The sequence below is a fragment of the Candidatus Hydrogenedentota bacterium genome (genome assembly GCA_018005585.1).
Taxonomy (GTDB): Bacteria; Hydrogenedentota; Hydrogenedentia; order Hydrogenedentales; family JAGMZX01; genus JAGMZX01.
The window spans coordinates 11,840-30,255 of sequence record JAGMZX010000005.1 but is presented as its reverse complement, the minus strand read 5'-3'; the positions used below and the strand labels follow the sequence as shown (position 1 = coordinate 30,255).

The 18,416-nt window shown below is 64.9% G+C and carries 16 protein-coding genes; 10 read left to right on the top strand and 6 right to left on the bottom strand.

What is annotated here, in order from left to right; all coding sequences use genetic code 11:
* The first annotated feature begins 79 nt into the window (after positions 1-79).
* Positions 80-1,099 (top strand): flotillin-like protein FloA, encoded by a 1,020-nt coding sequence (gene floA / locus KA184_01530; GenBank protein MBP8128231.1) that lies wholly within the window; start codon positions 80-82, stop codon positions 1,097-1,099.
* Positions 1,100-1,109: 10 nt separating this feature from the next.
* Positions 1,110-1,865 (top strand): hypothetical protein, encoded by a 756-nt coding sequence (locus KA184_01525; GenBank protein MBP8128230.1) that lies wholly within the window; start codon positions 1,110-1,112, stop codon positions 1,863-1,865.
* Positions 1,866-1,957: 92 nt separating this feature from the next.
* Here the strand turns inward: KA184_01525 and KA184_01520 are convergent, their stop codons facing one another.
* The gene (locus KA184_01520) at positions 1,958-2,560 is read right to left on the bottom strand and encodes a hypothetical protein (protein MBP8128229.1); all 603 of its coding nucleotides are present in this window, start codon (positions 2,558-2,560) and stop codon (positions 1,958-1,960) included.
* Between the two features lie 59 nt (positions 2,561-2,619).
* The gene (locus tag KA184_01515; GenBank protein MBP8128228.1) at positions 2,620-2,793 is read right to left on the bottom strand and encodes a hypothetical protein; all 174 of its coding nucleotides are present in this window, start codon (positions 2,791-2,793) and stop codon (positions 2,620-2,622) included.
* Positions 2,794-3,096: 303 nt separating this feature from the next.
* On the opposite strand from KA184_01515, the gene KA184_01510 reads away from it, so the two are divergent.
* Positions 3,097-3,912, top strand: coding sequence for a hypothetical protein (locus KA184_01510; GenBank protein ID MBP8128227.1), 816 nt, complete (start codon positions 3,097-3,099; stop codon positions 3,910-3,912).
* A gap of 12 nt (positions 3,913-3,924) precedes the next feature.
* On the opposite strand, the gene KA184_01505 is transcribed toward KA184_01510, so the two are convergent.
* The gene (locus KA184_01505) at positions 3,925-4,995 is read right to left on the bottom strand and encodes a LacI family DNA-binding transcriptional regulator (GenBank protein MBP8128226.1); all 1,071 of its coding nucleotides are present in this window, start codon (positions 4,993-4,995) and stop codon (positions 3,925-3,927) included.
* 462 nt (positions 4,996-5,457) lie between these two features.
* Here KA184_01505 and KA184_01500 point away from each other — a divergent pair, with 462 nt between their 5' ends.
* A complete protein-coding gene (locus KA184_01500; protein ID MBP8128225.1) occupies positions 5,458-6,438 on the top strand; it encodes a prepilin-type N-terminal cleavage/methylation domain-containing protein in 981 nt (326 codons plus the stop codon).
* Between the two features lie 295 nt (positions 6,439-6,733).
* On the top strand, positions 6,734-7,852 hold the full coding sequence (locus KA184_01495) for an IMP cyclohydrolase (GenBank protein MBP8128224.1): 1,119 nt from the start codon (positions 6,734-6,736) through the stop codon (positions 7,850-7,852).
* Between the two features lie 103 nt (positions 7,853-7,955).
* Here the strand turns inward: KA184_01495 and KA184_01490 are convergent, their stop codons facing one another.
* Positions 7,956-11,057, bottom strand: a complete 3,102-nt coding sequence (locus KA184_01490; GenBank protein MBP8128223.1) for a carboxypeptidase regulatory-like domain-containing protein — start codon at positions 11,055-11,057, stop codon at positions 7,956-7,958.
* Between the two features lie 238 nt (positions 11,058-11,295).
* Here KA184_01490 and KA184_01485 point away from each other — a divergent pair, with 238 nt between their 5' ends.
* Positions 11,296-12,570, top strand: a complete 1,275-nt coding sequence (locus KA184_01485; GenBank protein ID MBP8128222.1) for an L-rhamnose isomerase — start codon at positions 11,296-11,298, stop codon at positions 12,568-12,570.
* Between the two features lie 81 nt (positions 12,571-12,651).
* Here the strand turns inward: KA184_01485 and KA184_01480 are convergent, their stop codons facing one another.
* Together KA184_01480 and rpsD are read right to left on the bottom strand one after the other, a co-directional pair.
* The gene (locus KA184_01480; protein MBP8128221.1) at positions 12,652-13,929 is read right to left on the bottom strand and encodes an adenylosuccinate synthase; all 1,278 of its coding nucleotides are present in this window, start codon (positions 13,927-13,929) and stop codon (positions 12,652-12,654) included.
* A gap of 100 nt (positions 13,930-14,029) precedes the next feature.
* On the bottom strand, positions 14,030-14,638 hold the full coding sequence (gene rpsD / locus KA184_01475; GenBank protein ID MBP8128220.1) for a 30S ribosomal protein S4: 609 nt from the start codon (positions 14,636-14,638) through the stop codon (positions 14,030-14,032).
* Between the two features lie 254 nt (positions 14,639-14,892).
* On the opposite strand from rpsD, the gene KA184_01470 reads away from it, so the two are divergent.
* The 4 genes from KA184_01470 to lexA all read left to right on the top strand — a co-directional run bounded on the left by KA184_01470 (position 14,893) and on the right by lexA (position 18,396).
* Complete coding sequence (locus KA184_01470) at positions 14,893-15,825, top strand: ABC transporter ATP-binding protein (GenBank protein ID MBP8128219.1); 933 nt, start codon at positions 14,893-14,895, stop codon at positions 15,823-15,825.
* A complete protein-coding gene (locus KA184_01465; GenBank protein MBP8128218.1) occupies positions 15,822-16,586 on the top strand; it encodes an ABC transporter permease in 765 nt (254 codons plus the stop codon). Before KA184_01470 ends, KA184_01465 begins: the two co-directional genes overlap by 4 nt.
* Positions 16,583-17,611 (top strand): hypothetical protein, encoded by a 1,029-nt coding sequence (locus KA184_01460; protein ID MBP8128217.1) that lies wholly within the window; start codon positions 16,583-16,585, stop codon positions 17,609-17,611. Before KA184_01465 ends, KA184_01460 begins: the two co-directional genes overlap by 4 nt.
* A 167-nt stretch (positions 17,612-17,778) precedes the next feature.
* Positions 17,779-18,396, top strand: coding sequence for a transcriptional repressor LexA (gene lexA, locus KA184_01455; protein ID MBP8128216.1), 618 nt, complete (start codon positions 17,779-17,781; stop codon positions 18,394-18,396).
* The last annotated feature ends 20 nt before the right edge of the window (positions 18,397-18,416 follow it).

Below are 18,416 nucleotides of genomic sequence, written 5' to 3'. Positions count from 1 at the left end.
TTTCGCGGGCATACCGCGAGCACGCCCTTGAGAATCGCAATAACCGGAAGGACCAGAGAGAAAAAGAAGGGGAACATTCATGGAAAACCCAATCCTGCTCATCGTGCTTGTCGTGCTGGGAGTATTCGGCCTCATTTTCCTGGTCGTGCTCTTCAGCTTTTTCCGCCTGTGGCTGCGGGCGTGGCTGTCGGGCGCGCACGTGGGGCTCTGGCGGCTGGTGGGCATGTCGCTGCGGCGCGTGAACGCCGCCGTCATCGTGGACAGCCGGATCATGGCGGTGAAGGCGGGCATCAATCTGATGACGGACGAACTCGAGGCGCACTACCTCGCGGGCGGCAACGTGGTGCGCGTGGTGCAAGCGCTGATCGCCGCGAGCAAGGCGAATATCGAGCTGAATTTCCAGCGCGCTACGGCCATTGACCTCGCCGGGCGCGACGTGCTCGACGCCGTGCAGACCTCGGTGCGGCCCAAGGTGATCGATTGCCCCGACCCGACCAAGGGGGCGGCCATGGTGGCCGCGGTGGCCATGGACGGCATCCAGTTGCTTGCGCGGGCGCGCGTGACGGTGCGCACGAACATCCAGCGGCTCGTCGGCGGCGCCACGGAAGAAACCATCATCGCGCGCGTGGGCGAGGGCATTGTGACGACCATCGGTTCCGCCGAATCGCACAAGAAAGTGCTCGAGAACCCGGACTCGATTTCGCGGGTGGTGCTCGATCGCGGCCTGGACGCCGGAACGGCCTTCGAGATTCTGTCCATCGACATCGCGGACGTGGACGTGGGCGAGAATATCGGCGCGCAACTGCAGATCAAGCAGGCGGAAGCGGACAAGCAGATCGCCCAGGCGCGCGCGGAGGAACGCCGTGCCATGGCCCTCGCGCGCGAAGCGGAAATGAAGGCGCAGGTCGTCGAAATGCGCGCGCGCGTGGTCGAGGCTGAAGCGGAAATCCCGCGGGCCATTTCCGAGGCGTTCCGCAGCGGGAATCTCGGCATCATGGACTACTACCGGCTGAAGAACGTGATGGCCGATACCGACATGCGCGACTCGATCGCGAAGATGGGCACGCCCGGGCAGCATGAAGAGCGGCGCCCGGAATAGAGAGCCGGACATGGAAGAACTCATCGGCTTTGTAATCTTCCTCGTCCTGGCCGCGTTCAGCATGGTCAGCAAGGTGCGCGAACAGCGCGCCGAGGAGGAACGCCGCGCCCAGCGCGCGCGGGAAAAGTCCCAGGAACAGATTGACTTGCCCGAGGCCACGCGCCGGACGCTGTACGGCGAGAGCGGGCCGCCCGTCGCGCAGCCGCGGCAGGCGCCTCCTGTCACGCAGCCGCGGCCCGCTGCGGAGGCAGGGCCGCTCGATAAGCTGGATTCCACCGGTCAGCGGCGGGTCGCCACGGAACAGGTTCGCAACGTTCCGGCACAGTCCACCGGAGGAAAGACGCCGCCGCAGCGCGTGGCCGGCGTGCCGCCCGCGGCCCCGCGGCCCGCGTCGCGACCGGTATCGTTGGATGACCTTTGGCAGCAGATGCAGCGGGAAGTGCAGCGGCGCATGCAGCCCGCGCCCGCGGCCGCGCCTCCGGCGCCGGTGCATCAGCAAGTTCCGGCGGCCCCGGCCGCACCAAGACAGGCGCAACAACGGCCGCGGCAACAGCGGCATAAGCAGAAACACGTCCGGCCCGCGGCGCCCGCGGCGCAACAGCGACCGCGTACCGCCCCGGCCTCGCCGGCGGCCGCTCCGCAGCGCCGCGCGCCCGCGCCGCGCCCGCGCGGCACGGCGCTCTTCACGAACCTGGACGACGTCCGCCGCGCCATCATGTTGCGCGAGGTGCTCGGACCTCCCCGCGCGATGGAGCCTTGGCCGTAAATAGCACTGAGGCGTCCGGACGCGGGTCCGGGCGCCTCAAGCGCGGCTGTATGTAGATGCGGCCTTGGGCGGGGACCCGAAGGCCGGCGGTGTCAGAAACCAACCTCCGCATGTACCGTAAGCACGGCCTCGGCGTCGAAGATGACTTCCGTCTCCGGGGAAACGCCGTCTGCCACAACGACCACGGCGCCGCACAGCTGGCCTTCCATGAGGTCCAGCAGGTCCACGCGGTCCAAAGGCGTAATCGTGACCGCGCCGCCAAACCCCTCCGCTGCGCCGGCGCCGCCGAGATAAGCCATTTCAAGCCCGTTGCCGCCCACCGTGACGTAGAAAAGGTTCAATGCGGTGAGAAAGGCGAAATCGCCTTGCGTTGCGGTCACGACCACTTCCTCGAGGTAGGCATGGCGCAGGTGAATGAGCCCGCCGGCAAAACCGGGCGCGTTTGCGCGCACCATCTCCTCCATTTCGCCGCGGCCGGGCAGGTTGCAGGTCAGCCCCTCGACCATGGCGGCCTTGCTGAAGGCTGTTCCCGCGGGCCGTTCCGGCGTCGGGCCGAAGGCCGCGCCGGAGGCGACGGCGGCGCGCGCCGTCACCGGAGGCAATTCCACCCAGCCGAAACACCCGGGCAAGAGGGCCGTCACGGAAAGGCAGAAGATAACGCCTCGGAAACCCTTTGTCAGATATGCAAACGGCACGGCAAACTCCCAGCGGCGCACGCGCGCCCGAAAACGTTCCCAGATGTGCGCCGTCGATACTACCCCGCGCCGGGGAAAGTGTTACGCAGGCCCCGCAACGGGGGGCGCATGGGACGGGGAGGCGCGGCCGGGTCGTCCATGACGACAATGGCGCCCGGCGCCAAGACCGCAACCAGCGCCTGCCCCACATGCGCCTCGAAAGCAAGCCCACCCATGGGGCCGTCAAGCGCCATGGGGCCATGTCCCCTCACCCGTCAGCGCCGCAATCAGGGTCGCCGCACTCCCAGTACCCGCGCGGGGTTTGGTCGAGCGCACGGCTTCCCTTTCGCGCGCGCACAAAACCGCGTCATGTTCGACTTGGCACCCGTCTCGTCGAGAAAGACCGGCCGGGAGTGCTCCACCCCCCAAGCCTGGCGTTCAAGCCAGGCGTTGCGCCATCACGTCCCCGCGCCCATGTTCTTCCGCGCGCGGAACGTGGCATAATCAGGGCCGCACAACGCGCCGGTGACGGGTTCCGGCGGTCAGGAGGGATGCCCATGCGCACGGTCATCATTGCAGTAGTCGCCGCCGTCTGCGGCGTTGCCTTGGGTATGGCGGTGATGCATCAACGTGCCGCCGCCGAACTTGAAGAACTGCGGCAGACGCGCAACACGGCGCTCGAAGAGGCGGCCATTCTCAAGCGCCAGGCGGATGCCGCGCGGGAGCGCGGTCAAGCCCTCGAACGGGACAACGCGGCCCATGCCGAGCGGGTGGAAACGCTGGAGCGCGAGGTATCAGGGTTGCGCGAGGCGGCCGTCCGGGCGGAGGCGGCGCCGCCATCGCCCGAGCCCGAGGCCGGGCCGGACGCGTTCGCGTTCCCGGAACTGCCGCTGCCGGAACCGCCGCCCGAGGCAGAAAGCCGCGAAGAGGAGCGGCGGCCGCGTTTCTGGCGCGGCGGGTTCTCGCCCTCGCGGATGCGCGAGGACTTTCGCGACTTTCTGAGCGCGCAATCCGCGCAAAGCACGGACCCGGCGGAGCAGGACCGCCTTGGCGCGATCTCGGAATATGCGGACTATCTGTTCGACTTGCGCGAGCAGTGGCGCAACGCCGAGGACGACGCTGCGCGCGATGCCCTGCGCGACCAGTTCATCACGGCCATGGGCGAAGCGCGGCAGCTGATGGAAGACCAGAAGCACGGCATGATGGCGCAACTCGCGCAGACCTATGGCATCAGCGCTTCGCAGCAGGATGCGTTCATCCAGAGCCTGCAAAGCTTGATGGAAAACCCCATGTTTCGCACAATGCCCATGTGGCAAGGCCCCATGGCCACGGTAAGGGGGGCTCCCAGCATTCCGCCTCCGTCCGCGCCTTGAGTGCGCGCCGGGTCAATCAAGCGTTTCGAACAGACGGCGCGGCTTCGAGATCTCGCCCTTGGCGGCGGTGGCATACAGCGTGGGAGAGTAGAGCACCTGGATGGGCCCTTCCTGCTCGCCCTCGATCCACGCGGCGAGTTGTTCCAGCCCGTCCGCGGCGGCCTCGCGCACGGGCAGCCACAGATGCGCGCACGCCTCGGACAACACCGCCGCGTCGTTGACGTAGGTCCAGACAATGACCTCGAAGTCCTTTCCGGGCGTGCGGCCGGCGCGCCGGGCACCCTCGCGCAAGGCCTGCGCGTCTTCCGTGCCGCTGCAATCGATCAGCGCGGTCACCTCGTCGTCATCGAGAATCCGATGGACCATGTTCGCGATATTGCGCGCCTGGAAATCCACCGCGCGGATGAGGGTTTCCTCGAAGGGCAGGCCGGCTTCCTCGAGGGCGCGACGGTAGCCCCGCACGCGCTCGGCGCCCGGCGTGTACCCCGAGAACGCCTTTAACATGCCGATCCGTTTGTGGCCGCGCTCGATGAGAAGCCGCACGCTCAGGTATGTCCCCTCGTCGTAGTCCACCGTGGCAAAACTGAGGTCGGGCAGCCCGTCGAGGCGGCCCATCGCGAGATAGGGAATGCCCGTCTCGTGAATTCGCTGCACGGTCGTATCGTTTACGGCGAGCGGCCCCGCCAGGATGCATGCCCGGAAGACCTGCTCCCACACGCCCCGCGCGTAGTCGCCGGAAAGACTCGCCGCATACGGGTTGATGTCGAAGGTCACGTAGTAGCCGTGAGAGCCAAAAACGCGGTAGAGCTCCTCATACAGCCACAGGAAGAACCCTTGACTCAGGGGCACCGTATCCAGCGGCGCGGGCAGCGTCACCCCGACCGAGCGCAGGTCCGCGCCGGGCATCAGATGCGGCCCGGTCTGCGGGTGGTAGCCCACCTCGTTGACCAGTTTCAGCACGCGCGCCCGGGTTTCCGCGCTGACACCCGGCCGCCCGTTCAGCACGAGACTGACCGTCTTGGCCGAAACGCCGCAAGCTTCCGCGAGCTCGCGCAAGGTCCACTTTACCGGCGAAACAGACACGCCGTTCCTCCTCAAGACCTCATATCAGCTTCCAGGGAACCGCAGCGCGGCACCAACAGGACGCCCCCTCGCTGCGGACTTGTGGCCGCATGGCGCGTCTCCGACTTGCGGGAAACCCGCTGTCCCGGCCAGGAACTACTATAACAACATGTCCACGAGAATTCGACATCCTCTCGGGATGCTTTGGAACATGCCCATATGGTAACATATTACCTGTACGAAAGTAAAGCGTTACTTACCGGCCTGTTCCTCAAGGGAAAAGGGAAGATTTCAAGGAATCTGCGCATTGTTCGCAATTCTAATGGATTCATCTGGCGGGGCATTATCCGCGCACATACCGTAGGCGAATCCAGAAAAAACTAAAGGCTTGACTTCCTTGCAGAAACGCGTTACCATACGAAGGTAATTGTTTACTTCCCTTGGATTCAGGTCAGGTAGTAGAAGTCATAAGGAGACGAACTCATGACGAAGCGAAAAGGATTCACACTCATCGAACTGCTGGTCGTCATTGCCATCATCGGCATCTTGGCGGCCATCCTGCTCCCGGCGCTGGCGCGCGCGCGCGAATCGGCGCGGCGCGCAAGCTGCCAGAACAACCTGAAGGAATGGGGCCTCGTCTTCAAGATGTACTCGAACGAAGACCCCGGCGAACGGTTTCCCCCGATTCAAATCGGCGCATGGCCGGATGAGAACGGGAACCTGGAAGGCGCGATAGATGTCGGACCGAGCGTTGTGGCCATCTATCCGGAATATCTGAATGATCCGATGATCGCCTTCTGTCCGTCCGACGCGGAACTCGGCCAGAACATCGAAGACGCGCAGTACGACGACGGCGATTGGTGTTTCGGCTACATGCGCAGCGACGGCGGCGAGTGCGCACGCGCGGTGGACATGAGCTATGGCTACCTCGGTTGGGCGCTGGACCAGACCGACTATGATGACCCGAAGGTCACGTTCTCGAGTCTGCCCATCATATCCGTCCTGACGATGGCGGGTGTGGACATTTCCGGCGTCGACCTGAGCGTGCTCGTGTCCACCCAGTTTGGGTTGCTGCTGTCGAACGTGCTCACTCTGGCGAACCTGGCGCCATTTCTGGGGACGAATCCGCCGTCCGGCGCGATGGAAGCCGCCGATGGCGACGTAACCGTTGGCGCGCCGAACGGCAACGGCGGCGGCGAGACGATATACCGCCTGCGTGAAGGCATCGAGCGGTTCTTGATCACGGACATCAACAACCCCGCGGCGACGGCCCAGGCGCAGAGCACCGTCTACATCATGTTCGACCAGCTGGCGACGAACGCCTCGGCATACAACCACGTCCCTGGCGGCGCGAATGTGCTGTACATGGACGGTCACGTGGACTTCCTGCGTTACATTCGTCAAGGTCAGGGCCCGTCGAATGAACCGATGGCTGTGCTGGCCGGCTTGCTGACCAGCTTCTAGAACGAAGCGTTTACGGCATATACATACGCTCTTGCAGTATCGGCTTACAGCCGATAGCAGGCCCGGGGCGCATTCTTGCGCGGCGCTCCGGGCCTTGTATTTCGCCGTTGAGGCATTCGCCTTCGCGGTTCCTTCTGTGGCAGAATCAGCGGCGTGAAGACGGGGCAGTCGCGACTGGCGACGCAGCGTGGAATCGACCACGGGGAAGCGGCGGCGCCGCGGTCTGCCGTTCGCCTGGGCACGGATGAGCGGGTGCGTCCCGCTGCCGCAATATCAACGCTGGGGAGAACTACCCATGGCCGAACCCGATCTCAAGAAGATGTACCGAACGAAGACGACGGGCGATTTCCCGGAGCGCATCGAGGTGCTCGGGCGCGCCTACGAGAAGGCCGAGGACCTGCGCTACGGCACGAACCCGCATCAGCCCGCCGCGTTCTACCGGCCCGTGGAGAAACAGGGCCTTGTACTGGGCCGCTATGAGATGCTGAAGACCGGCAAGAGCGGCCTGTCGCAGACAAACCTCGAAGACATCCACCACGCGGTGGGCATCCTGAAATACATGCCGCGCGCCGCGTGCGCCGTGATGAAGCACTGCAACCCCTCGGGCGTTGCGATTCGCGTGGGCGATCAGGCGCTGGCGGATGTCTATCTGCGCGCGCGCGACGCGGACGCGCAGGCGGCGTTCGGCGGCGTGGTTGTGTTCAATGTCGAGGTCGACCTGGCGACAGCCGAAGCGATCATGCAGACGATCATCGAGGGCGTGGCCGCGCCGGCGTTCAGCGCCGAGGCCTTGGCTGCTTTCAACGATTTCGACCGCTTCAAGCGCAACAAGGATATCCGCGTCGTGCGGCTGCCGGATTTCTCGAAGCTGCCGAAGTACCTCGAAGACGGCACGGACGTGCTCGAAATGAAGGTGTTCGACGACGGCAGCGTCGTGTTGGCAAAGCCCTACCTGTCACGCATCAGGACGGCGGCGGATTTCGTGCCCGCGTACAATGAGCATGCGAAGAAGGGGCGGATCGACATTGCGCGCGCGGCCACCGAGCGCGAATTGGACGACCTGCTCTTCGCGTGGCACATCAACATCCACGTGCGCTCGAACGGGGTCGTTATTGTGCGCAACGGGCAGACGCTCGCCGTCGGCACGGGCGAACAGGACCGCGTCGGCGCGGTGCAGCAGGCGATCCACAAGGCGAAAACGAAATACAAGGGCGGGGAATCGCTCGATGGCGCGGTGATGGCGTCGGACGGCTTCTTCCCGTTCCGCGACGCGGTGGACGCGGCGACGCGCGAGGGCGTGAGCGCGATTGTGCAGCCGGGCGGCAGCGTGAACGATTACGAGGCGATCGAGGCGTGCAACGAGGCGGGCGCGGCTATGGTGTTCAGCATGGAGCGCTGCTTTTCGCATCATTGAATGACTCCGGAGACTGGCACAAGCGACCCCGCGCCTCGCGGGGGAGGCGTGCCTGTCCTCGCGGCGGTATGCACGGACAGCCACGGAGCCGCGCGGAGTGTTTTCACGGCGCGGCGAGGGCTTCTCGCAGGATTTCTTCGGCGCGTTCCGCGCGCACGTCGCGAGCGAGCACGGCACCCTGCGGGTCGATTACCCAGATCGACGGGATCGCTGCGATCCGGAAAGCGGTGATGACTGGATTATCCTCGCCCCAGCCTTCGCCGCAGACCTGTGTCCAGCCGTAGCCGCCAGCCTTCACGCTGCTGGCAGCGCGGCCGGCATCATAATCGAATGCAACGCCCACGAACGCGACGCGGGCGTCGCCGGCATATTGCTGCCAGAGGCCCTTCAACTTTCGGCTTTCCTCGCGGCACGGCACGCACCAACTGGCCCAGAAATCGAGCACGACCCATCTGCCGCGCAGCGCGGCGAGGGAAAAGGCATCTCCCGCCAGCGTTTTCGCTTCGAGCGGCGGCGCGGCCGCGCCGGGCAGGGGCGCGTCGGGCCGGTCGAGACGCAACGGCGGGAGCGTGAGCGTGCCGTCGAGTACGGTCACCTGCGCCGTGGCCTGCGCGAGCAGCATGCCGTTGCCGCAGGCCATGGGCGGGCGCGGCGCGTGCAGTTCGACGGTCAAGTCGTAGGGGGCAGGCGATACGTTCTCGATAGAGAACGCGCCGGTCAGGTCCGCGGACACGCAATAGTGCGGCGTGTAGCCTCCTTCTTCCGCCTTCCCGTCCAGGACCGCCATGAGCAGCACCGGTTCACTCGACGGGGGAAGGCCTTCGAGCAGCGCCGCGTCCCAAACGGCTTGGCCTTCGACGCGCCCAGGCGCGTGTCCGACGTCCGCCGTCACGGTTTCGCCGGGTTCCGGCGCGACCCGTTGAGTGTGGGAAACTTCGAAGTCCGGCCCTGAATACCCCAGAACCAGGGGCAGGTCGGGCACCTTGTTGAAGACGTAATGGCCCGTCTCAGAGGAAGTGGTGTGCAGATTCCAGACGATTGGTTGCGCGCGATCCGGGTCCTCACGCAGCGGTTCCATGCGGACGGTGACCCCGGGGGTGGGCTTGCCCGAGGCGTAGCAATCGCCCTGGACGCATGCCCAGGGACGCAGGGTAATCGTCGAGTCCGGCTCGAAGGCGTCGACGGGCACTTGCGCCCAGCCCGTTTCGTGCAGCACGAGCAGCGTGCCCGGGGTGTTGCAGGGCAGCAGTTCGAAGAGGCCCCGCGTGTTGGTCTTGTCGCGAATCCCTTCGACGGTCGCGCTGTTCGGTTGCAGCAGCCCGTCCTGAATCCATACCCGTGTCTTCTCGCCGACCCAGATGACGTCCGCTCCCTTGACCGGAGCATCCGTGCTGTCCGCGACCGTGCCCGCAAGGCGCTTGCCCCGGACAAGGGCAATCTGTACGGGACCGGCGTCGTTGCCGTAGCTTACTTTGGGCGTTACGGCCGGGACGTAACCGCGCGCGAATATGCCGAAGACAATAGCGGATTCGTCCGGCCAGCTCAGGATCACGTTCTTGGCTTCCCACTGGAACGCGCCGGTCAGCGAGGGCACGTGCTTGTCGCCCGCGCATTCGTTCCAGCTCACGGTACCGTCCGATTGGAGGAAGCCCTGGCGCATCTTGAAATAGTGGACGGGCTGGCCGGTCTCCGCGTCGGTGACCCTTCCCTCGACAGTCGCCGGTTTGTGCAGGACAATCTCGTAGGGTTCTTCGCGGCAATAGAGCGCCTCGGTCGAAACGCCCTGATAGGGCCCTGCGCCGATATAGAAGCGCAACGACCCTTGCAGCGGCACGTGCTCGAACGCGAAAGCGCCGTCCCCGTCCGACTGCACCTCGGTACGCAGCCAATGCTGCCGGTTCAGCAGCCACTCGTGCAGTTCGACCTTCGCGCCCGCGACGGGTTCGCCCTGGTCATTCCGTATCCGCCCGCGAATGGTTCCGCCGGCATCGAGGACGATATCACGCGTGGTGACCGCTTCCCGGAGGTCGGCCTGGATCGGCGTGGCGGCATACCCGGGCGCCATTGCCACCACCTCGACAAAGCCCCGCGCCAGGCACGCGAGCCGGTACGCGCCGTCCGGCCCCGAGGCCACGCAGGCCGGCCCCTCTTCCATGGTCACCTCGGCGCTGACCAAGGCATGGGGAACGGGCGCGCCGTCCGGCGCAACGACGCGGCCCTCGAGCACCCGGCCCCTTGCCAGCGTGATGACGCCGGTTCCGGCCCGCATGTCATCCATGGACGGCATGAGGATGGAGCGGTCCTGCCAGTTGCCCATGTACTCCGGGTGCTCCACGTTCATCTGGAAACCGGTCATTTGCGCCGGCAGCAGGCGCGCCCAGCGTCCCTCCGCGTTGCTGACGGCCCACTTCACGTTCATGCCAGCCCCTTCGTGGTCGTAGAGGAAGCGAAGTCTGGCCCCGGCGACAGGCGCGCCGCCGGTATCGCGGACGGTCCCCGCGTAACGAACAAGCCTTCTCGGGCTGTCTTCCGCCGTGTCTTCGCGCGTTCCGGCCGGCGCGGCGCCGGACGCGGTCAGGTCCGGCATCTCCAGGGGAAGTGTATACGGACCCGCGGCCACGGCCGGACCCCATTGTTCCGGCGAACCGGCGAGGCCTGCTTCGACGCGGATGCCGTCGCCGAGAGGGATGTAGTATTCGGTCTGGTAGCAGCCTTGCGCGTCCGTCGAGACCGGATTTGAGATGAACTCGTCGCCGCCGGGTCCCCTAACCCGCAGGACGACCTTCCCGCGCGGCATGGGCCGCCCCGCGGCATCTACGACCCGGCCATAAACTTCCCCCGCCGCGAAATCGAGCGAAACAGAGATCGGACCGGAGAGCGCTTCCGGAATGGCGAATACGGCCATGCGGCCCAGTTGCGGGGAGATGGCAAGCCAGTGCCTCTGTTCCGGGGAGGCGATTTCGAGAGAGAATCCGCCATCCGCCGCGGATTTGGGCCCCTTATAGAGAATCTTAGGGTCGAGGCGCGTGCCGAAATAGACACCTTCCGCGGGCACGCCAGACGACGTCGTAACGTTGCCCGTAATCGCGTCCGCGACTGCGAGTGCTGCGGCCAATGCCGCAATCGTACCCAACAATGCCACGGTGCATACAAGACGGCTCCAAAGGGCGGCGGACTTCCCGGCAACGGTCACAGGCAAACGCATGGCGCGTTCTCCTTTCCCCGACGGCGTTTTCCGGTATCGCTCCGCAAAAAGATGATCCTGGAACGCCGCATCTGCATACCGAAGAACTGAATACCCCCTAGCATAATGACCGCGCTTGCGGAAAGCGATCATTCACGTTCGGATGTTTGCGGCCAAAGTGCCCAACTCGCTACGATGCCCGCGAGACCCGGAAGACAGGCTGAAGCCTGAACTACGAACGAAGAGAGGAGTATCACCCATGTTCCCCAAGCCTTCGGAGTCGCAGATTGAGCAGAGTTTCGCCATTGCGAAGGATGTCTACGCGGCGTACGGCGTGGATGTGCCGGCGGCGATGTGCCGGCTCGCGGGCATTCCGATTTCGCTGCATTGCTGGCAGGGCGACGACGTGGGCGGCTTTGAAAACGTCGCGGCGCAGTCGGGCGGCGGGATCCAGGCGACAGGCAACTATCCGGGCAAGGCGCGCACGGCGGACGAACTGCGTCAGGACGCGGAAAAAGCCCTCAGCCTCATCCCCGGCAAGCACCGGTTCAACATCCACGCGATGTACGCGGAGACCGGCGGCAAGAAGGTGGACCGCAATGAACTGGCGCCGGAGCATTTTACGCGCTGGATTGATTGGGCGAAGGCGCTCGGACTGGGCATGGACTTCAATCCGACGTGCTTTGCGCACCCGAAGGCCGACAGCGGGTTCACGCTTTCAAGCGCCGACGCGGGCATACGCCAATTCTGGGTCGACCATTGCATCGCATGCCGCAAAATCGGCGCGGCCATCGGCAAGGCGCTCGGCTCGGCGGCGGTCACCAATGTGTGGATTCCGGACGGCATGAAGGACATTCCGGTCGACCGGAACGCGCCGCGGCAGCGGCTGGCCGAAGCGCTCGACGCGGTGTTTAAGGAAGAGATCGATCCGAAACTGAACCTCGACGCGGTCGAATCGAAATTATTCGGCATCGGTTCCGAATGTTACGTCGTTGGCTCGCACGAGTTCTATCTCGGCTACGCGATCACGCGCAAAAAACTGCTCACGCTCGATGCCGGGCATTTTCATCCGACGGAAACGATCTCGGACAAGATTTGCAGCGTGCTAGCCTACGTGCCGGAACTGTTGTTGCATGTGAGCCGGGGCGTGCGCTGGGACAGCGACCACGTCGTTATCCTAAACGACGACCTGCGCGCCACCGCCGAGGAGGTCATCCGCCACGGCTTCGAGAAACGCATTCACATCGGCCTCGATTTCTTCGACGCGAGCATCAACCGCATCGCGGCCTGGGTCACCGGCACGCGCGCGATGGTCAAGGCGCTGCTCATTGCCCTGCTCGAACCCACGTACCTGTTGCGCGCCGCGGAAGATTCCGGCGACCACACGTCGCGTCTGGCGTTGCTTGAAGAGTTCAAGACCCTGCCCTCGAACGCCGTCTGGGACTACTACTGCATGAAAGAAGGCGTTCCCGTCGGAACGGACTGGATCAACGCCGTCAAGGTCTACGAAAAGGACGTGCTGGGGAAGCGGTGAATGTGGCACGGGCGTCCCGCCCGTGCGGGGCGAACGCAGGGGACCAAGAGCATGGGCAGGATGCCCATGCCACGGCGGGGTTCAGGCCGGGCCGCGGTCGATGAGCGCGTCGCGTTCGGGGCCGACGGAGACGTAGCGGACGCGGCATTGGACGCGGCGCTCGATCTCGAGCACGTATTCCTGCGCCGCCGGGGGCAGGTCGCCGAACCGGCGGACGCCGCTGATGTCTTCGATCCAGCCGGGCATTTCCTGGTAGATGGGAGTCGCCTCTTCGAGCACGGCGTTGAGCGGGAACCGGCCCACGGGCTGGCCGCGCCAGGCGTAATCGACGCAAATCTTGAGGGTTTTGCGCCCGCTGAGGCTGTCGAGCTTGGTCAACGCGATTTCGGTCGCGCCCTGGGCCCACGCGCCGTAGCGCGAGGCGACGGCGTCGAAATGGCCGATGGTCCGGGGCCGGCCGGTGGCGGCGCCGTATTCGTGGGCGACTTCGCGCAGGTCGTTGGCATCGTGTTCGTCCATGAGCGTGACGAAGGGGCCCTCGCCGACGCAGGTCGAGAAGGCTTTGATCACGGCGATGACGCGGTCGGGCGCGAAGCCGAACAGTCCGCCGCCGATGGGCGCATAGGCCGCGAGCGTGCAGGAGGACGTGGTGAACGGGAAGATGCCGAAGTTCAGGTCGCGCAGCGTGCCGAGCTGGGCCTCGAAGACAATATGCTTGCCTGCGTGCGCCGCGTCGTCCAGGATGGCCGAAGTGTCGCAGATGAGCGGACGGATGCGTTCGCCGTGCGCACGCGCCCACGCGATGGTTTCTTCGAAGGTGAAGGAGTCGTCTTTGCCGTACACGCCGGTCGCGGTGAGCTTCTTCCAATCGACGATTTCGCGCAGGTGCTGTTCGAGCCAGTCGGGGTACAGCAGCTCGCCTATCTGGATCGCTTTTTTCATGGTGCGGTCGCCGTAGGCGGGGGCGATGCCGCGCCGGGTTGAGCCGTAGGCCTTCTTGCCGAGGCGTTCTTCTTCCCAGCCGTCCTGGAGCCGGTGGAAGGGGAAGCAGATGGTGGCGCGCTCGGACACGCGCAGGTTCGGCTCGATACCGCGTTTGCGGATGACGTCGATCTCGTCGGCGAACGCCTCGATGTCGATTACCATTCCCGGCCCGAGGATGTTCAGTGCTTTCGGGTTGAATACGCCGGACGGCAGCAGGTGCAGTTTGAACTCGCCGAATTCGTTGACGACCGTGTGCCCCGCGTTGTTGCCGCCTTGGTACCGCACGACAATGTCGGCGCTCTGGGCGAGGTAGTCCACCATGCGGCCCTTGCCCTCGTCGCCCCAGTTTGCACCCACTACGACCTCGATGCTCATATGTTGCACCCTCATTGCGCGGCCGGGCCGCGTCCGCAAAAAACAAGCGGGCCGAAAGTGAAAACGGCCCGCCGAAAAGCTGCGCGCTATACGGGGCGTTCTACCGCGAGTAGAACCCGATTACGCCCGCCGTGTCCGCCTTGAACGGAATGGTCTCGAGGTTCGGCACGGCAATCATGCGCCCGTCGAAGGACTTGGCGGCCCGTTCGAGGTATTCCGGCATCTGCACGGGCGGGTTCTCGACGCCCTCGGCAATCATCGGCATCTTCCGGCTGCGCTCGCGGACCGAGATGGTCATCCCCGGTTTCACCTGGAAAGCCGGTTTGCTGATCTTCTTGCCGTTCACGAGGATGTGTCCGTGCGTCACCAATTGGCGCGCCGCCGACATGGTCGGCGCGAAACCGATCCGGTAGACCACGCTGTCCGCCCGCGATTCGAGCAGCATCAGCAAATTCGTGCCGGTGACGCCGCCCATGCGCTGGGCTTCCGCGAAAGTCTTGCGCATCTGGCGTTCCAGCAGGCCATAATGCAGCCGGATCTTCTGCTTGTCCTGCAATTGCTGGCCGTATACGGAGAGTTTGCCCCGTTTGTTCGGCCCGTGCACGCCGGGCCCGTATGCCCGCTTGGCCGAAGGGCATTTCGGGCTGCCCCAGATGCAGGAACCAAGCCTGCGGCACAGTTTGTGTTTTGGTCCAAGGTACCTGGCCATAAATCCGCTTCTCTTTCTCTCTTGTCGTTGACATCAGGACGCACCGCACGCGCCGCGCACGTCACGGGAACGGCCTGCACCTATCCGGGTTGGCGAAAAACAGACACACATGCCCCACGGACACGTGGCGCTATATCCTAGTATATGGCCGCGGCCCGTGTCAAACATTTCGTCTCTCTGGACAAGCGCGGCGGGTCTGGATAAAATCTGAACGGGACCAGCGGGCCTGCGGAGGCACGTAGTGGAGTCAAAGGATGATGCCGGCGATTCTGACGCGAGGATTGGGCAAGGTCTACCGTGCAGTGGGGAAATCGCGGGTGTGTGCGCTGGACGCCGTGGACCTGAACGTGCGCGAGGGGGAGGTGTACGGTTTTCTGGGGCGCAACGGCGCGGGCAAGACCACGACCATCAAGATCCTGTGCAGCCTGCTGCGGCCTACGTCGGGCACGGCGCACGTGCTGGGCGAGGACGCGCGGACGCGCAAGGCGCGGGGCCTCATCGGGTATCTGCCGGAACAGCCCTATTTTTACGAGTACCTGACGCCGCGCGAGACCATCGATTTCTACGCCCGGCTGCAAGGGCTGGATGCGCCGGCCCGCGCGCGCGAATGGGACAAGCTCGCGGACCTGCTCGAGTTGCGCGGCATCGCCGACCGGCGTGTCAAGGGGTTCTCGAAAGGCATGCGGCAACGGCTGGGCTTCGCCGTGGCGCTGGTGGGCGACCCGCCGATCCTGATCCTGGACGAGCCGATGAGCGGGCTGGACCCGCTGGGCCGGCGCTCGATCCGCGAGTTGATCCTGCGGATGCGCGACGCGAAGAAGACGCTTTTTTTCAGCTCGCACGTGCTGGGCGACGTTGAACAGATTTGCGACCGGGCCGGCATCCTCGTGCGCGGACGGCTCACGCGCGAGGGCCGGCTCGATGAACTGCTTGGCGAACGGTTGAACCAGGTCGAGGTGGTTGTCTCAGGACTGAGCGCCGATGCGGCCCAAGCGCAGGCCGGGCGCGCCGTGTCGCACCGGACCATTGACGACCTGCACATCTTCGTTGTGGACGGGCAGGACGCCGCGAATGACCTCGTCAGGGCCGTGCACGGGGCGGGCGGGCGGCTCGTCGAGTACAGCCCGGTGCGCAAGTCGCTGGAAGATTACTTCATCGAAGCGCAGGAGAAGGATGACGCGCCGTGAACCGCATCCTTGCCGTTGCCCAGAACACGTTCCGCGAATCGGTGCGCGACAAGGTACTGTACGTGCTGCTGTTCTTCGCGGGCGTCACGATTCTGGGGTCGAAGGCGCTCGGGTGGATCAGCATCGGCCAGGACATCAAGATCGTGAAGGACATCACGCTGGCGGCGATTTCGTTGTTCGGCGTGCTGATCGCCATTTTCGTCGGCACCAGTCTCGTCTACAAGGAAATCGACAAGCGCACGCTGTACACGATCATCTCGCAGCCGATACACCGGTACGAGTTCATCCTGGGCAAGTATTTCGGATTGATGGGACTTCTGCTGGCCGTGACAGCCATCATGACGGGCGTGTCCGCGGTCTATGTGCTGTTGCTGGGCGGCAGTCTCGACGCGATGTTCTTCCTCGCCGTCCTGCTTATCTACTGGAAATTGCTGCTGGTCACGGCGTTCGCCGTGTTGTTGTCGACGCTCACGTCGCCCATACTCGGCGCGGTTATCGTGTTCTCGGTGTATGCGTTCGGCCACGCCACGGGCGTGTTTCACGACCTGCCGCCGCAGTTCGACGGCACCGCCGCGAAAGAGGCCCTCGAAATCGCCTATTACGTAATCCCGAACCTGAGCAATTTCGATATCCGCGCGGAGGCGGCGAATGGCGTGCCCGTTTCGCTGGCGTACGTGGCGTGGACGCTGGCCTATGGCCTCGCGTATACCGTCGTGCTGCTGATCCTGGCCGCGCTGGCCTTCAAGGAAAAGGATGTATGAAGCGGGGCGCGCGATGGGCCGCGCTGGCGTGCGCGGCTTTGTTGGCCGCGCTGGCCGTCGGGGCGCAAGTGCGAATCGACGCGGCGCGCGCGTCCGTCGAGGACGAACTGCTCTACCTGCCGAACGAGAAGCTGCTCAACCATTTCACGTGCGGCATGGACAGCATAATCGCCGATTTTCTGTGGCTGCGCTGCATCCAATACACCGCGACGCAGTTGAAGGGGGACCGGGCGTTCACGTGGTTGGACCATATGCTGAACACGTGTGTCCGTCTCGACCCCTACTTCAAGGACGTGTATCGCTACGGTGGCATCTTTCTGGCGTCGTTGCGCGCAGACGACGATGCCGGGCTGCATCTGCTGGAGAAGGGGTCGGTGCAGGTCCCGGATGCCTGGGAATTGCCCTACGAGATGGCGATGATCTATCTGCTCAACCGCAAGGACGAACCGGGTTCGCGTGAACGGGCCCGGCGCTATCTCGCCATGAGCGCCGATACGGGCCGCGCGCCGGCATATGTCGCGGACCTGGTGGACAAGCTGCGCGCGGCGGGCGATATCAGCGACACGGCCCTCGAACGCGAGATGTGGGAGAAGCTGGCGCAGAGCGAAGACCGGCTGCTCCGCGACATGGCCGCGCGCAAACTCGAGGAACTCGCCATCCGCGAGTACTGCCGCGCCCTGACGGAACAGGCCGCGGCCTACGCGCGCCGGACTCGCCAGCCCGTGAAGGACCTCGAGGAGCTGTTGCGCGCGGGGGTGATCACCCAATTGCCGGTGGACCCGCTGGGCGGTCGTTTTTTCATCGACGCGGACGGCGTTGTGCGCAATACGACGCTGCTTGATGAAGACACGCGCCGCCGCGAGACGGCCATCCGCAACGCCATCGAGAAATTCCGGCGCGACACGGGCCGCTGGGCCTCGTCTCTCGAAGAACTGGTCCAGCCGGGTTATCTGGCGCTCCTGCCCGAACACCCTTACCCTGGCCGGACCTGGGAATATGAGCCCGCCTCGGGGGCCCTGCGTTAAGCAGGCTGTTTTCTGCTTTCGCCAACGTATTGCCGCGTTTCGTGTGGAGATACTGCAGTTTGCTGCCGCTCTTTTTCGGTCAGCTTGCTGACCGCCTCTTGACACCGCTGAATAAATCTGAAAGAATATCCCTGTAAAGAAATTCAGTCTTTATCGAGGAACCTGTCATGGCGAAAGGGCTCACGAAACGGCAGCGCAACGTACTCGAGTTCGTGATCGAATGCGTCCGCGACCATGGGCTCCCGCCGACGATGTCGGAAATCTGCGACGAATTCGGCCTGACATCCACGAATGCGGCCCGGGACCACCTTGTGGCGCTGGAAAAAAAAGGGTACCTGGAACGCAGTTCGAAAGCGCGCGGCATTCGCGTCACCGAGCAGGCGGCGGCGGGCTTGTATCAGCACAACATCGGGGCGTTGCCGCTCGTGGGGCGCGTCGCGGCGGGTCCGCCGTTGTACGCGGCGGAGAACATCGAAGACTACGTGCCGGTCGCGTCATCGCTTGCGCGGCGCAAGGCGTTCTGCCTGCGCGTAAACGGCGACAGCATGACCGAAGCGGGTATCCTGGACGGCGACATTCTGGTGGTCGACCAGCAGCGTCGGCCGCGAACGGGGGACATTGTCGTGGCGCTGATTGGCGATGAGGCGACGGTGAAGTATTTTCATCCCGCGGGCGACCAGGTGGAGTTGCGCCCCGCGCACCCGACGATGCAGCCCTTGCGCTATCCCGCTCACGACGTACAGATTCAGGGCGTGGCGGTCGGGCTGCAGCGTCAGCTGCGCTGATTGGCCCGGTGTTCTCCCTC

Bases quoted from the DNA above. Each gene is read 5' to 3' on its own strand.
- KA184_01515 (MBP8128228.1), bottom strand. From the start codon at position 2,793: ATGGCGCTTGACGGCCCCATGGGTGGGCTTGCTTTCGAGGCGCATGTG.
- floA (MBP8128231.1), top strand. From the start codon at position 80: ATGGAAAACCCAATCCTGCTCATCGTGCTTGTCGTGCTGGGAGTATTC.
- KA184_01495 (MBP8128224.1), top strand. From the start codon at position 6,734: ATGGCCGAACCCGATCTCAAGAAGATGTACCGAACGAAGACGACGGGC.
- KA184_01470 (MBP8128219.1), top strand. From the start codon at position 14,893: ATGATGCCGGCGATTCTGACGCGAGGATTGGGCAAGGTCTACCGTGCA.
- KA184_01510 (MBP8128227.1), top strand. From the start codon at position 3,097: ATGCGCACGGTCATCATTGCAGTAGTCGCCGCCGTCTGCGGCGTTGCC.
- KA184_01480 (MBP8128221.1), bottom strand. From the start codon at position 13,929: ATGAGCATCGAGGTCGTAGTGGGTGCAAACTGGGGCGACGAGGGCAAG.
- KA184_01525 (MBP8128230.1), top strand. From the start codon at position 1,110: ATGGAAGAACTCATCGGCTTTGTAATCTTCCTCGTCCTGGCCGCGTTC.
- lexA (MBP8128216.1), top strand. From the start codon at position 17,779: ATGGCGAAAGGGCTCACGAAACGGCAGCGCAACGTACTCGAGTTCGTG.
- rpsD (MBP8128220.1), bottom strand. From the start codon at position 14,638: ATGGCCAGGTACCTTGGACCAAAACACAAACTGTGCCGCAGGCTTGGT.
- KA184_01460 (MBP8128217.1), top strand. From the start codon at position 16,583: ATGAAGCGGGGCGCGCGATGGGCCGCGCTGGCGTGCGCGGCTTTGTTG.
- KA184_01490 (MBP8128223.1), bottom strand. From the start codon at position 11,057: ATGCGTTTGCCTGTGACCGTTGCCGGGAAGTCCGCCGCCCTTTGGAGC.
- KA184_01500 (MBP8128225.1), top strand. From the start codon at position 5,458: ATGACGAAGCGAAAAGGATTCACACTCATCGAACTGCTGGTCGTCATT.
- KA184_01485 (MBP8128222.1), top strand. From the start codon at position 11,296: ATGTTCCCCAAGCCTTCGGAGTCGCAGATTGAGCAGAGTTTCGCCATT.